This window comes from Gordonia sp. p3-SID1431, from assembly GCF_025143765.1.
In the GTDB taxonomy this organism is placed as follows: Bacteria; Actinomycetota; Actinomycetes; order Mycobacteriales; family Mycobacteriaceae; genus Gordonia; species Gordonia hongkongensis.
Window position 1 is genome coordinate 1 of sequence record NZ_JAMBDT010000051.1, and the last position, 13570, is coordinate 13570.

General features: G+C 68.5%; 12 protein-coding genes. 2 read left to right on the forward strand and 10 right to left on the reverse strand.

Going from position 1 to position 13570, the window contains the following annotated elements:
• The first annotated feature begins 708 nt into the window (after positions 1 to 708).
• Positions 709 to 1572 carry a mycofactocin oligosaccharide methyltransferase MftM gene (mftM, locus tag M4D77_RS14010; RefSeq protein WP_259936457.1) on the forward strand — a complete coding sequence of 288 codons (864 nt, stop codon included), beginning with the start codon at positions 709 to 711 and terminating at the stop codon, positions 1570 to 1572.
• A gap of 36 nt (positions 1573 to 1608) precedes the next feature.
• Here mftM and M4D77_RS14015 read toward each other — a convergent pair whose 3' ends face one another.
• The 7 genes from M4D77_RS14015 to murA form a co-directional block, all read right to left on the reverse strand.
• Positions 1609 to 2265 (reverse strand): MadR family response regulator transcription factor, encoded by a 657-nt coding sequence (locus M4D77_RS14015; protein ID WP_058252764.1) that lies wholly within the window; start codon positions 2263 to 2265, stop codon positions 1609 to 1611.
• Entirely contained in the window at positions 2262 to 3641 is a 1380-nt protein-coding gene (locus M4D77_RS14020; protein WP_068969906.1) for a MadS family sensor histidine kinase, read from the reverse strand. The genes M4D77_RS14015 and M4D77_RS14020 overlap by 4 nt, the downstream gene beginning before the upstream one ends.
• Positions 3641 to 4816: an iron-containing alcohol dehydrogenase gene (locus M4D77_RS14025; protein WP_259936458.1), complete on the reverse strand. Its 1176-nt coding sequence runs from the start codon at positions 4814 to 4816 to the stop codon at positions 3641 to 3643. The genes M4D77_RS14020 and M4D77_RS14025 overlap by 1 nt, the downstream gene beginning before the upstream one ends.
• A 78-nt stretch (positions 4817 to 4894) precedes the next feature.
• Positions 4895 to 6451 carry a MadC family VWA domain-containing protein gene (locus M4D77_RS14030; RefSeq protein WP_068969941.1) on the reverse strand — a complete coding sequence of 519 codons (1557 nt, stop codon included), beginning with the start codon at positions 6449 to 6451 and terminating at the stop codon, positions 4895 to 4897.
• 5 nt (positions 6452 to 6456) lie between these two features.
• Positions 6457 to 7572, reverse strand: a complete 1116-nt coding sequence (locus M4D77_RS14035; protein ID WP_259936459.1) for a MadB family AAA-type ATPase — start codon at positions 7570 to 7572, stop codon at positions 6457 to 6459.
• Between the two features lie 75 nt (positions 7573 to 7647).
• Complete coding sequence (gene mdo / locus M4D77_RS14040; protein WP_004021262.1) at positions 7648 to 8919, reverse strand: NDMA-dependent methanol dehydrogenase; 1272 nt, start codon at positions 8917 to 8919, stop codon at positions 7648 to 7650.
• Positions 8920 to 9057: 138 nt separating this feature from the next.
• A complete protein-coding gene (gene murA, locus M4D77_RS14045) occupies positions 9058 to 10314 on the reverse strand; it encodes a UDP-N-acetylglucosamine 1-carboxyvinyltransferase (protein WP_058252773.1) in 1257 nt (418 codons plus the stop codon).
• 98 nt (positions 10315 to 10412) lie between these two features.
• On the opposite strand from murA, the gene M4D77_RS14050 reads away from it, so the two are divergent.
• Positions 10413 to 11057: a cob(I)yrinic acid a,c-diamide adenosyltransferase gene (locus tag M4D77_RS14050; protein WP_055474985.1), complete on the forward strand. Its 645-nt coding sequence runs from the start codon at positions 10413 to 10415 to the stop codon at positions 11055 to 11057.
• Here the strand turns inward: M4D77_RS14050 and M4D77_RS14055 are convergent.
• The 3 genes from M4D77_RS14055 to atpD all read right to left on the reverse strand — a co-directional run bounded on the left by M4D77_RS14055 (position 11054) and on the right by atpD (position 13547).
• Complete coding sequence (locus M4D77_RS14055; protein WP_055474986.1) at positions 11054 to 11494, reverse strand: DUF2550 domain-containing protein; 441 nt, start codon at positions 11492 to 11494, stop codon at positions 11054 to 11056. The two genes, M4D77_RS14050 and M4D77_RS14055, sit on opposite strands and share 4 nt — an antisense overlap.
• A gap of 214 nt (positions 11495 to 11708) precedes the next feature.
• Positions 11709 to 12089 (reverse strand): F0F1 ATP synthase subunit epsilon, encoded by a 381-nt coding sequence (locus M4D77_RS14060; RefSeq protein WP_055474987.1) that lies wholly within the window; start codon positions 12087 to 12089, stop codon positions 11709 to 11711.
• A gap of 9 nt (positions 12090 to 12098) precedes the next feature.
• Positions 12099 to 13547, reverse strand: a complete 1449-nt coding sequence (atpD, locus tag M4D77_RS14065; RefSeq protein ID WP_010842985.1) for a F0F1 ATP synthase subunit beta — start codon at positions 13545 to 13547, stop codon at positions 12099 to 12101.
• Positions 13548 to 13570: the final 23 nt, after the last annotated feature.

The following is a 13570-nucleotide window of genomic DNA, read 5'->3' on the forward strand; positions in this document are numbered from 1 at the left end:
AAAAAGGCCGGCGTTTCAACACAATCAGGAAAGCACAACCTGACCAAAATAAACCTAGCAAAATGTGACACCCAGGACGGGGCCCGGACGCCACACAAAAAAACAAACATCTACATCCACAAAGATGCACGATGCCAAATTGGCATCAGACAATTCATCATCACACTATCGAGTTCTCAAAGAACACACACCCACCAGCTACCCACCCCTCAACAGGGCTCTCACCAGCAGACTTCGTATTCAACATTGCCAGCCACCCCGTCTCCGGGGCAACTCTTCCAGCCTACCAGACCCCACCCGCAGCCCGCAACCCCGAAGAATTCCGAACCACTGAGAGACCCAGCAACCCCAAACACTCTACCCAAGCCTCAACGACTCAAGCCAAAACACTCAGGGGCGGCCAGCCAAGAAACCCGGTCTCCACTCCCCACCATCAGACCCTTCCAGGTCTTCCGGGGCGGCGCCGTGGCTCGCTGACTCGAAGAAAGTTACGCAACCGGATCGTCGGGGTCAAATCGCCTGCTCGCCGCCCGCCCCAACAGCCATCGCCGCAGGTCATCGCCTGCCGCGCGGAACCGAATCCCGCTGCTGCGCGCGGATTGCGTGAATCACATCGATGTGACGTGCGTCGCAGACCGTCCTTTCGGACAGGTCATCACCCCCGGTCGGTCAGTTATGCGCAGGTCAGAGCGCTCATACGGTCGAAACATGACCGCGACCGAACTGGCCACGACCCCGACGACCGCGCCCATCGGCTCTTCGCCGGTACCCGGACTCCCAACGCGGGTTGTCTCGTCCGCGCTTGTCCCCGAGGGGTTCACGCGTTGCGGTCTCCTCTCCTGGCGCCGACAGGCGGGCGTCCTGCACATCGCCCATCCCTTCGACGAGCACAGCATCTCCGACGCCGTGGTCGTCGACGGACTCGTCGCCCTCGTCGAGGCCGGCGTGCTGGCCGGCCAGTCGCAGTTCGAATGCGCCGCGATGGGGATCATCCGCACCTCGGCGAGTAGGTACACCGACGCGTGGGCGGCTTTCTACGACAACACGCTTCGCGAACTACGCACGGGCGCATCGGCATTCGCTCCCGTCCACGAACGCGCGCGGAGCCTGGTCTCGGGCGGGGACGTCCTCGAGGTGGGATCGTGCTTCGGCTTCTTCGCTCTCGCCTGCGCCCTGGACGGTCTCCAGGTCGCGGCCTGCGACATCTCGCCCGGAGCGGTGTCGTTGCTCTCCGACGCCGCTCACCGACTCCGACTGCCCGTCGTCGCAACCGTCGGGAACGCGATCGCTCTCCCCTACGCCGACGACTCGGCCGACACCGTCACGCTCATCCATCTCCTCGAACATCTCGATCCCGCGGGGGCGCACGCCGCGATCGGCGAGGCCCTCCGGGTCGCCCGGCAGCGCGTGGTCATCGGCGTGCCGTTCGAAGACGAGCCGAGCCCGCATTTCGGCCACCTCGTCCGGCTCACCGAGAACGACCTGTGCGGCTGGGCTCGAGCCGTCCCGCATGCCGGCGCCGAGGTCGTCGTCGATCACGGCGGATGGCTCGTCCTCACCCCCCGGTCCTGATTCCTCGAGTCCGGCCGCGGGTACCGAGCGACCGCGTCAGATCAGCCCGCGTTTGCTGGCGATGTACACCGCGTCGGTCCGTTTGGACACCCCGAGCTTGCGAATGATGTTGCGAATGTGGAATTTCACGGTCGATTCCGAGATGTAGAGGGTCTCGCCGATCCGCTTGTTCGACAGTCCGTCGGCAAGGAGACGCAAGACCTCGCGCTCCCGGTCGCTGAGTGCCTCGGACTTCTCGTTCTCGCCGGACACCGCGCGGAGGACGACGGCCGCGCTGCGCGGGTCGAAGGCGCTGCCGCCGCCGGACACCGCCTGGATCGCGCGCACGAGTTCGGTCGTGTCGACATCTTTGACCACGTACCCCCGGGCTCCCGCCCGCACGGCGCGTACGACCAGATCGTCGTCGAGGAACGTGGTCAGCACCAGCGCAGCGACCTCCGGGTGGCGCTGCGCGATCTGCTCGATGAGCCGCAGCCCCTCGTACTCGGTGCCCGCCGACAGCTTGAGGTCGACCACGACGACATCGGGGTGTCGGGCGTTCACCTCGGCCAGCGCGGCGTCGGCCGATCCCGCCTCACCGACCACGTCGACGACGTCCTCGCGCTCCAGCAGCGACCGCATGCCCTGGCGCAGGAGGGCGTGGTCGTCGACGAGAAGCGTCCGGATGGGGCGCCTGATGTCGTTGTCGCTCAACCGAACTCCTTCGTTCTGAGCGGGTCGTCGGGCGTCGCGGAGCCGGCCGTGCCGATCGGCAGCACGACCGCGACGCGGATACCGCCGATGCGCGACCGGCGGATCCGCAGTTCGCCTCCGAGCTCGGCGGCGCGCGAGGACATGTTGGCCAGGCCGCGGTGCCGTCCGGCCGTGAGATCGCCGAGCGACGCGGTGCGCATCACCCGGCGCAGATGTTCGGGATCACCGACGCCGTCGTCGTCGACCGACAGTGCGACGGTGTCCACGGCGTAGGTGAGGGTCACCGTGACCTGGTGGGCACGCGAGTGGACGGCGGTGTTGAAGAGGGCCTCGCCGGCGATCCGCAGCAGGGCGTGCTGGACCTCATCGGCGAGATCGCGCTCCCGGCCGCGCATATGGACCGCCGTGCGAAGGTCCGGCGGCATGTGCAGCGAGCACAGCTCGGTGAGGACGTCGCGCACACTCGGCGACGGCGCGTTCGTGGCGTTGTTGAGCGCGTAGATGAACGACCGCAACTGCTCCACGGCCTCCTTGGTCAGCCGGCCCGCCATCTCCAGGCGATCGAGTGCGGGACCTTCGACGAGGCCGCGGCACAGTTCGATCTGCACCCCCGCCGACAGCACCGACTGGGTGACCGAGTCGTGGAGCTCGCGGGCGATCCGTCCGCGCTCCTCGTTGAGCACGGTCGCCCGCATCGCCGCCGACAGTTCGCGCTGGGTACGTTCCAGTTCGGTGTTGCGCTCGGCGAGTTCCATTGCGTGGCGGTCGGTCTCGGAGAACAGCTCGGCGTTGAGCAGTGCGACGATCGCCTGGCTGGCCAGGATGCGCAGCACGACGAGATCGGTGGGATCGACCATGCGACCGACCGGTGTCCAGGCCGACAGTCCCCCGACGACGTTGCCGTCGAGTTCGACGGGGACGTGGACGTGGTCCTCCTGGAGGATCGCGCCGTGCAGGACGGTCTCGTGTCCGCGGAGGATGTCGTTGAGCCGGTTGAGCACCTCGTCGGGCAGGTCGTCGGGTGTGGCGGCCCGCTCGGACCCTTCGAAGGCGTAGAGCCGACCACCGCTCGCGCTGATCAGGTGGCGCGGGGCCGACTGCTCGAGTCGGCCGTCCGCTAGCGCGAAGACGACCCAGTCCGCGCCCAGATGGTCCCGTGCCGCCTCGACGACCGCGATGACCAAAGCCTCGGGCCCTTCGGCGGTACGGACGAGAGCACGCGAGATCCGCTCCAGCGCACCGACCACCCGACTCAGCCGCGCCTCGACCCCGCGCAGCGCCGCGTAGTGGCTGCCCTTGACGCTGCGGAGTCCGACCAGGCTCTCGAGGTCGGCCTGTTCGGGGAGAGCGCTTCGCTCGGGCGACGGACCGGTCATCACAGCGCTTCGGCGTAGAGGTCCCGGATGCCTGCGGCCTGCGGACGCCGCGGGTTGGTGGTCATGCACGAATCGGCCAGCGCGTGGGCGGTGAGGCGGTCGAGGTCGGCGCTGCGCACGCCCAGCGGTTCGAGCGACGCCGGCATGCCGACCCGGGCGCCGAGCGCGGCGATCGCATCGGCCAGTCGGTCGGCGACGGTCCGGGCGTCGCCGGATGTCTCGACCCCGATGGCGTCGGCCAGGTCGACGAAGCCGTCGGCACACACATGGGCGTTGTAGCGGATCACGTGCGGCAGCAGGACGGCGTTGATCGCGCCGTGCGGGGCGTCACAGTGCCCGCCGACCGGGTGACTCATCGCGTGCGTGGCGCCGAGGATCGCGTTGGTGAACGCCATCCCCGCCCGTAGCGCCGCGAGCGACATCTCCTCGGCCGCGACCCGGTCCCGCGGATCGTCGACGAGGCGTTCGAGATGCGTCCACACGCCACGAATGGATTCCAGCGCAAGCGAATCGGTGAGTCGTCCGTGCGCGAGCGAGACGTAGGCCTCGACGCTGTGGGTGAGTACATCCATGCCGACCTGGGCGGTGACCGCGGCGGGCGCGGTCATCAGCAGGGTCGGGTCACTCACCGTCACGTCCGGCACGAGTGAACGCCCGATGATGGTCACCTTGGTACGCCGCTCGGCGTCGTTGATGATGCAGAACTGGGAGACGTCGGCGCCGCTGCCGGCCGTCGTCGGCACCGCGATGAGTGGCGGGAGCGGTCGTCGGGCACGGTCGATTCCCTCGTACTCAAGGATGTGACCGCCGTTGGCCGCCAACACCGCGACACCCTTGGCGGCGTCGATCACCGAACCGCCGCCCAGGGCGACGAGGCCGTCGGCATCGTGTGCCTTGTAGGCGAGGAACGCCGCCGCGACCTCGCCGGACCGTGGGTTGGGCGAGACATCCAGGTACGACGCCGCGTCGAGGCCGCCGGCACGCAGCCCGGCCATCAGCTGTGCGTACCAGGGGGTGCGTTCCAGACAACGATCGCTGACCACGAACGGTCGGCGCATCCCGAGTCCCGCCGTCGCGACCGGCACCTCCCCGAAGGCGCCCGGGCCCAGCACGATCTCCGGGGTGTGGAACTTGGCGACCTGGCCCGATGCGCGCCGACGGACGTCACCCACCATTCGTCCCGCCTCCGTTCCATCCACTCCGACCGCACCGTCCGACCACCTCGCCCCGGCGGTACCCCGACGCTACCCAGGTCACCTCAGCGCCGCACCCAGCTCGTCACAACGCGCGAGCATCTCGGCGCCGTCACGCACGCTGACGACTCCGCTGCAGTGCTCGGCGTAGTCGGCCATCGCGCACCCGGATTGCGCCCAATAGCGCTCGGGTTCCGGTGTGATCCAGGCGATTCGGTGCGATCGACGACCGACCTCGGCCACCAGGTCGACACGCGGATCGAGACCGTTGCTGCGCGCATCCCCGACGACGAGCACCGATGTCCGCCTGCTGATCAGGTCCCCGCAGCCGCCTAGCAGTTCGCCGAACATGCGCCCGTAGTCGCTCGTCGCGGCAAGATCCAGACCGTCGGCGGCGAGCACCGCCGCGAGAGCCGAGTCGGCCGCCGCGGACCGCAGTGCGGTCGTGACGCGCACCGGCCGATCGACGAACGCGACGACCTCGCAACGGTCGCCGAAGCGATGCAGAGTCTGCGCGAGACGCAGGATGAACCCGGTGACCGGCCGGACCGACAACGACACGTCGACGAGGACCAGCAGCCGGACCGGGCCGGGCCGCCTGCGGCGCCGCCACAGTTCGGCGGGCACACCGTCGGTCGCGACCGACGCGCGCATCGTCGCCCGGATGTCGAGGACACCCCGGTCGACCGGGCGGACCACCCGGCGCGGGGCGCCGCGCATGCGCTGGATCAGCCGGTGGCAGGCGCGATCGATCTCAGCTTGGTCGACATACCCCTCGGCCGACCGGTCGGCGCCGGAGACCGCCTCGGCGCCGCCGTCGGCGTCCAGGCGTGCGACCAGCGCGTCGACGAAAGCACCCAGTGCCCGTTCCAGTTCGGTCCTCCGGGCGTCGCCGAGGTCGTCGTTGCCGTCGGTGCCGTATGCCTTGCGCGGATCGTAGGCATCGAGTGCGGCGAGGATTGCGTGGGCCCCGGTCAGCCCGAGCGGCCGGCTCGAGACCCGGGCTGCCGATCCGGTCAGTTCGCCGACGGTCGACGAGTCGGCGGTGTCGACCTCGACCGTGTAGGTCACTCCCCCACCGGTCGTGCCGCCGTCCGGGTCGACGCCGAGCTGCTCGGCGCCGGCCGAGACGCTGAAGTCGTTCTCCTCCCGGTGAGCGCTCTCGGCGTCCCGGTGCGCGGCGTCGGGATCGTCGGCCATCAGGTGGCCGATCTCGTCGGTGTGTTCGTCGGCGCCGATCTGGCGGGCCGCGCCCTCGAATTCCTCGTCCCAGACCACGTCATCGGGCAGATCGGCCGCGACGCCGCGGGCCCGTGGAAGGTCGTCCTCGTCGGCGCGATCGGGTTCGGCGCCGAGGAAGAAGAGCTCGAAGGCCCGCTCGAAACCCGCTGTCTCGTAGCCATATTTGACGCACACGCTCTGTAGCGCCGCACGCAGGACCGCCGGCTCGGCGGCGCCGACCATCGACAGGGTCCGCCGGATCTCGATGACCTCGGCGGGCGAGGCCGCGATCCCGGAGCTCCGCAGGACCCTTCCGAACGCGACCGCGAGCAGGTCGAGCGGGTCCGCCCGCCTCGCGGCGGCGACGGGTACCGGGGTGGCCGACGCCGCAGTCATCGGCGTCATCGTCCCGGTCGGACACCCGCACTGCGGGCGCGCCCGGCACCGAAGGCGCGCGCGGTCACCGACCCGCCGGGCGTCGTGCCGTCGACGCCGACCGGTGATCCGTTCACCGGCGACCCACCGCTGTCGGCCTCGGCAGTCAGTGCGCGCCGGGCGATCTCACCGTCCGCGCCGAACTTCACGAGCAGCGCCAGCAGAGCGCTGCGATGCTCGGCGTCGATCGGCGTGCCCGCCTGTCCGTCCCGTGCTCCGAGGTACGAGGCGGCCCGCGCGGCGTCGATCACCTCCGCGATGGACGGGCTCTTGCGCAACGGGAGGTCTCGGAGGCGGCGCGCGAGGTCGACCACCTCGGCGATGACCGTCTCCTCGACGTCTGGCGCGCGGACCGCGACGATGTCCCGCTCGGTCTGCGGATCTGGGTAGTCGACCTGGAAGTGCAGGCAGCGACGTTTGAGCGCGGGCGATAGCTCGCGAGTGTCGTTGGAGGTCAGGATGACCCACGGCGACGACCGCGCCGCGAACGTCCCGAGTTCGGGGACCGTCACCTGGCGCTCGGCGAGGACCTCGAGCATCACCGCTTCCATCGCCTCGTCGGTGCGGTCGATCTCGTCGACGAGCAGGACCGTCGGCGAGGCCGACGTGATGGCCGCCATCAGTGGCCGGGCCACCAGGAAGTCCTCGGTGTAGACGCCGACCTCGGCGCGCGCCAGCGCCGAACTCGCGGCCGAGAGGGTCGTCTCGGCGGCGAGTTCGGCACTGATGCGATCGCGCAGCATCTGCACATGGAGAAGCTGTCGCGCGTAATCCCATTCGTAGAGGGCACGCGACTCGTCGAGACCCTCGTAGCACTGCAGCCGTACCAGCTCGCGCCCCGATGCCGACGCCAGCGCCTTCGCCAGCTCCGTCTTGCCGACCCCGGCCGGCCCCTCCAGCAGGAGGGGCCGGTCGAGGAGCGTCGCGAGATGGACGACGACCGCCAGTTCCGGACCGATCAGGTATCCCTGCTCACCCAACGCCTCGGTCAGCTCCTCCACGGACGGGAAGGAACGGCTGTCCGGGGTGATGTCCCGGGTGATGTCCTCGGCGGTTTCCCGAGGTGCGCACACGTGCGTCATCGGATGTCGGACTCCTTGTCGGCCTACGGTTCTCGGAACAGTCAGGATCTCGGATCAGGCGGGCGAGCGGGCGGATCAGTAGCTGCCGGTGAAGGCGTGCGCCACCATCGGGATCAGCGACTCGACGGTGCTCTCCCGCGGGTTGCCCGGCGTGCACCAGTCGTCCATCATGTGCTCGGCGATGGCGCGGATCTGCTTGTCCGAGGTGTCCATGGTCTCGCCGCGGCCCTCGTACTTGCCGGTGTTCATCCGGTTCTTGTCGTAGCTGCTCGTCGACAGCTGACCGAAGTTGTCGGGGATGCCGAGGTCTTTGCCCAAGCGGATGGCCTCCTCGACGGCGGCGTCGGCGGCCTGGACCGTCGTCATCTTCGATGTGTCGACACCGAGCAGCGCGGCGATCTCGGCGTAACGCTCGTAGCGAGACGGCAGGTTGTACTCCCAGACGCGGGGAAGGGCGATGGCGTTGTTCAGCCCGTGATGGCTGTCATAGAACGCGCTCACCGCATGCGACAGCGAGTGCACGAGACCGAGGCCGCCGGAGTTGAACGCCTGCGCGGAGATGTACTGCGCGTACATCATCCCGGTGCGGGCCGCCAGGTTTCGCGGGTCGTACACGGCGGTGCGCAGATGGTCGCGGATCAGCTCGATCGAGTACTTGGCATTGCCCAGCGAGGGTGCGAAGTCCAGACGCGACACGTAGGGCTCGCTCGCGTGCGCGAGCACGTCGAAACCGCAGAAGGCGGTGAAGTGCTCGGGGCACGTGTAGTAGAGCAGCGGGTCGTCCATCGCCAGGTCGACGAGGCAGGTGTCGTCGAAGGCCACCCATTTGTGCGGCTTGTTCATGTCCGAGGTATCGGTGATGACGTAGGCCCAGGAGGTCTCCGAGCCGGTGCCGGCCGTCGTCGAGACCGCGATGTGCTTCGGATTCTCCTTGTTGGTGGCCTTGGAGAAGCCCTCGAACTCGTTGATGTTGCGGCCGTCGTGGGCGATGACCATACGTGCACCCTTGGCGGCGTCGTGGCTGGAGCCGCCACCGACCGAGATGATGCCGTCGCACTTCTCCGACTGGTAGAGGGCCGCGGCGTCCATGCAGTTGTAGTCCTTGGGGTTGGACTCCACCTGGTCGTAGAGCACCACGTCGACGCCCTGGTACTCGATCTTGCCGATCAGCTCCTCGATGATGCCGGAGCCGCGTAGACCCGTCGTCATCAGGAGCGCACGGGTCATGCCCAGGTCCTTGGCCTCGACACCGAGCATGTCGTGCGCGCCGACACCCAGCTTCGCCTTCGGGAACGGGTGGAACTCCTTGATCGGGAAGTCCCAGATCTGGTTCAGCTCAATGGCCATGGTGGTGAACTCCTTGTGACGGTTGGTCTGTCACAACGAGAATGTCGTCCAGATCACAACCGGGACAAGGGGTCCTGCCCGTCCTCGACCAGAGTGCACCCGGCCGGACGGGCCGGTACCTGTCCGATCGGACAGGGTTCAGTCGCGCACGCGCTCGATCTCACCGCCGAGACTGCGCAGGATCTCCACGAAGTGCGGGTACCCGCGGTCGATGTGCTCGACGTCGTGTACTTCGGTCACGCCGTCGGCGACGAGCCCGGCCAGCACGAGGCCGGCGCCCGCCCGGATGTCCGAACACCAGACCGGCGCACTCGACAGGCGGTCGATCCCGCGGATGACGGCGTGGTGGCCGTCGGTCCGCGCATCCGCACCGAGACGGACCATCTCCTCGACGAAGCGGAACCGGGCCTCGAAGACGTTCTCCGTGATCACCGACATGCCGTCGGAGATGGCGGCGAGGCCGATCGCCATCGGCTGCAGATCGGTGGGGAATCCGGGAAACGGCAGGGTCGAGACGTTGACGGCGGTGGGCCGGCGATCGTGCCGGACCCGGAAGCCGTCGTCGAAGGTGTCGACCACCGCGCCGGTGTCGCCCAATTTGTTCAGAACCAGCTGCAGGTGTTCGGGTTTCACGCCGCGCACGGTGACGTCACCGCGCGTCATGGCGGCCGCAATCCCCCAGGTGGCACCGACGATGCGGTCTCCGACCACCCGGTGTGTCGTCGGATGCAGCCGGTCCACACCGACGACGGTCAGCGTCGAGGTGCCGGCGCCGTCGATCTGTGCGCCCATCTGCTGCAGCATCACGCACAGGTCGACGATCTCCGGCTCGCGGGCGGCGTTGTCGATGGTGGTCTGTCCCTCGGCGAGCACGGCGGCCATGAGGATGTTCTCGGTCGCCCCCACCGACGGGAACTCCAGCGCGATCGGTGCGCCGACCAACGTGTCGGCCTCGGCCACCACGCAGCCGTGCTCGATCGAGCTGGTGGCGCCCAGGGCGCGCAGACCCGCCTGGTGCATGTCGAGCGGCCGCGACCCGATCGCGTCTCCGCCGGGCAGCGCCACGACGGCTCGGTGACAACGCGCCATCAGCGGGCCGAGGACACAGACCGAGGCGCGGAACTGCCGGACCGCCGCGAAGTCGGCGTGGAACTTCGGCTCCGCCGGCGCCGTGATGGTGACCGTCTCGCCGTCCATGTCGACGACCGCACCGAGACCGCGGAGAACGTCCGCCATCAGCGGGACATCGGCGATCTCGGGTGCGTTGGTCAGCACGGTCGTCCCCTCGGCAAGGAGGGCCGCGGCCATGAGTTTCAGGACGCTGTTCTTCGCGCCCCCCACTGCCACCTCGCCGGACAGACGCGCTCCCCCGGACACCAGAAACCGATCGCTCACGACTGCCACCTTAACCGTCCGGGGTCACCGGCCCACCGGCCAGTACGTCCTCCGACCGTGCGTCCGATCCCGTGGGTCCGGCGCAGTACATTCGACGCATGGCGGTACACCTGACGAGGATCTACACCCGAACGGGCGACGACGGCTCCACCGGGCTGAGCGACTTCTCCCGGGTGCCCAAAACCGATCCGCGTGTCGTCGCCTACGCCGACTGTGACGAGGCGAACGCCGTCATCGGTCTCGCCCTGGCACTCGGGGGTGACGTCCCCGACGACCTCCGGGAAGTGCTCACGACCGTCCAGAACGACCTCTTCGACGCCGGCGCCGACCTCTCCACGCCGGTCGTCGACGACCCCGAGTACCCACCGCTGCGCATCGCGCAGGATTACATCGATGCCCTCGAGCGCTGGTGCGACTCCTTCGGTGTCGATCTGCCCGCACTGGACTCGTTCATCCTGCCGGGCGGCACACCGCTGGCTGCCCTGCTGCATCAGGCACGTACGGTGACCAGACGGGCCGAGCGCTCGGCGTGGGCCGCGGTCGCCGCCCACCCCGACGACACCAGCCTGCTGCCCGCGAAATACCTGAACCGGTTGTCGGATCTGCTGTTCATCCTGTCGCGGGTGGCGAACCGCACTCGCCCCGCCGCGGGAGGCGACCAGCAGGGCGCGAACTCGCCCGGCGACGTCAAGTGGGTTCCGGGCGGCAACCGGCAACGTCCCCCGGCGCGGCCGGAATCCTAGGCGCTGCGGCGCCGCTGCGATCTCGCGGACTGCCGGGATTCGAGCCAGGACTGGAACGCGGTCACCGCACCCGGGCCCATCGCCAGTTCGTAGTCGTCCTCGGCGCGGCCGGCGGTCTGCACCTGCAGGATGAGCATGCCGTCGAGGATATCCGTCTCGGTGCCCTCGGGGGCGCGACGACCGGAGATCTCCATGCCCTGTCGTGCGAACGTCACGTTCGGCCCCGGTTTCAGCGACGTGAGCCGGTAGTAGCGCAGAGAGTCGTCGCTGTAGTGCACGGTGCCGTGACGCCATCCCTGGTCGACGCCGGCCGGCACCGTGCGCAGCAGGACCGGAGTACCCGCGCGTCGGAGTTGCGCCAGACGCAGCGCCAGGAAGCCACACAACAGGAGCGCCACCGCCAGCAGCACACTGAGCATCACGACCGCCAGCGACATCACCTACTCCTTCGTGCAGTCACCGCGGATAGGCGAAGCGTCGAACCCGGTAGGGCTCCAGACGGCTTGGGCTGCATACACGCGGGACAGGGGGCTGTGGAACAAGCATGCCAGAACGTGCACATGAGACGCCAAACGACCTCGGCAGGCCATCGGAGAATTCCGATGGCCGGCCGAGGTCGGTCGTTGACCCGAACCGCTCGCGCGGCTCGCTCTACCGGGAAAGGTGTTGTGCCGCAGTCAGACGCGCGTGAGCACGGTGGTACTCGGGCGAATCCGGCTCCGCCTCGTCGAGCGCGGTCTTCTCCGCGTTGACGTCGACGTCGTCGGCCCAGTCGGCCGACTCCGCCAGCACCGTGACGGCCTCGCCGGTGACGGAGAGGAACCCGCCCTCGACCGCTGCCGCACGACGGTTGCCGTTCTCCTCGACGATGACCACGAAACCACCCGGGACCAACTGGCCCAGGAGCGGCTCGTGGTTGGCCAGGACACCCAGCTCACCGACGGTGGTCTGCGCGATCACGAACGTGGCCTCTCCCGAGTACAGGCTCGAATCCGCGGAGACAACCTCGACGTGGAAGGACTTCTCAGCCATGGCGAACCGCTACTTTCCGCTGATCTTGGCGGCGGCGGCCTCCACGTCGTCGAGTCCACCGCAGCTGTTGAACGCCTGCTCGGGCAGGTGGTCGAACTCGCCCTTGGCGACACGGTCGAAGGCCTCGATGGTGTCGGCGAGCGGGACGACCGAGCCCTTCTGGCCGGTGAACTTCTCGGCGACGAGGAAGTTCTGGCCGAGGAACTTCTGGATACGGCGCGCACGCTGCACCGTGACCTTGTCCTCTTCGGAGAGCTCGTCCATACCGAGGATGGCGATGATGTCCTGCAGTTCCTTGTACTTCTGCAGGATGCGCTTGACCTCGTTGGCGACGCGGAAGTGCTCGTCGCCGACGATCGACGCCTCGAGGATGCGCGAGGTCGAGGTCAGCGGGTCCACGGCGGGGTAGATACCCAGCTGCGAGATCGGACGCGAGAGCTCGGTGGTCGCGTCGAGGTGCGCGAACGTCGTGGCCGGTGCCGGGTCGGTGTAGTCGTCGGCGGGGACGTAGATCGCCTGCAGCGAGGTGATCGAACGGCCCTTGGTCGAGGTGATGCGCTCCTGGAGCTCACCCATCTCGTCGGCCAGGGTCGGCTGGTAACCCACCGCGGACGGCATACGGCCGAGGAGGGTCGAGACCTCCGAGCCCGCCTGCGTGAAGCGGAAGATGTTGTCGATGAAGAGCAGCACGTCCTGGTGCTTCACATCGCGGAAGTACTCCGCCATGGTCAGCGCCGACAGCGCCACGCGCATACGCGTGCCCGGCGGCTCGTCCATCTGACCGAACACCAACGCGGTGTCCTGGAGAACGCCCATCTCCTCCATCTCGAGGTGGAGGTCGGTGCCCTCACGGGTGCGCTCACCGACGCCGGCGAACACCGAGGTGCCGGAGAACTCACGCGCGATACGCGTGATCATCTCCTGGATGAGGACGGTCTTGCCGACGCCCGCACCACCGAACAGACCGATCTTGCCGCCCTTGACGTACGGGGTCAGCAGGTCGATGACCTTGATGCCGGTCTCGAGGATCTCGGTCTTGCCCTCGAGCTCGTCGAAGGCCGGCGGCTTGCGGTGGATGCTCCACTGCTCGCCGTCGCGACCCAGGCCCGGGCTGTCGAGGCAGTCACCGAGGGCGTTGAACACATGGCCCTTGACGACATCACCGACCGGCACGACGATCGACTTGCCGGTGTCGGACACGGCCGCGCCGCGGACCAGGCCGTCGGTCGGCTGCATCGAGATCGTGCGCACCAGGTTGTCACCGAGGTGCTGCGCGACCTCGAGGGTCAGGGTCTTGGCGACCGAGGAGAGAGCGACCTCGGCGTGCAGGGCGTTGAACAGTTCAGGAATCGAGCCCCGCGGGAACTCGACGTCGACCACGGGGCCGATGATGCGGACGACCCGCCCGTCGGCGGAACCCGCCGACTGCGCGGAGGGGGTTTCTACTGCTGCGGTCATGGTGCTTGGGTCACTTCCTCTTT

What these genes read in the sequence shown, in the direction of transcription:
- M4D77_RS14055 (WP_055474986.1), bottom strand. Translation starts at nt 11,494, where the DNA reads ATGTCGCTGGCGGTCGTGATGCTCAGTGTGCTGCTGGCGGTGGCGCTC.
- M4D77_RS14060 (WP_055474987.1), bottom strand. Translation starts at nt 12,089, where the DNA reads ATGGCTGAGAAGTCCTTCCACGTCGAGGTTGTCTCCGCGGATTCGAGC.
- mdo (WP_004021262.1), bottom strand. Translation starts at nt 8,919, where the DNA reads ATGGCCATTGAGCTGAACCAGATCTGGGACTTCCCGATCAAGGAGTTC.
- mftM (WP_259936457.1), top strand. Translation starts at nt 709, where the DNA reads ATGACCGCGACCGAACTGGCCACGACCCCGACGACCGCGCCCATCGGC.
- M4D77_RS14050 (WP_055474985.1), top strand. Translation starts at nt 10,413, where the DNA reads ATGGCGGTACACCTGACGAGGATCTACACCCGAACGGGCGACGACGGC.
- atpD (WP_010842985.1), bottom strand. Translation starts at nt 13,547, where the DNA reads ATGACCGCAGCAGTAGAAACCCCCTCCGCGCAGTCGGCGGGTTCCGCC.
- M4D77_RS14020 (WP_068969906.1), bottom strand. Translation starts at nt 3,641, where the DNA reads ATGACCGGTCCGTCGCCCGAGCGAAGCGCTCTCCCCGAACAGGCCGAC.
- M4D77_RS14030 (WP_068969941.1), bottom strand. Translation starts at nt 6,451, where the DNA reads ATGACTGCGGCGTCGGCCACCCCGGTACCCGTCGCCGCCGCGAGGCGG.
- M4D77_RS14035 (WP_259936459.1), bottom strand. Translation starts at nt 7,572, where the DNA reads ATGACGCACGTGTGCGCACCTCGGGAAACCGCCGAGGACATCACCCGG.
- M4D77_RS14025 (WP_259936458.1), bottom strand. Translation starts at nt 4,816, where the DNA reads ATGGTGGGTGACGTCCGTCGGCGCGCATCGGGCCAGGTCGCCAAGTTC.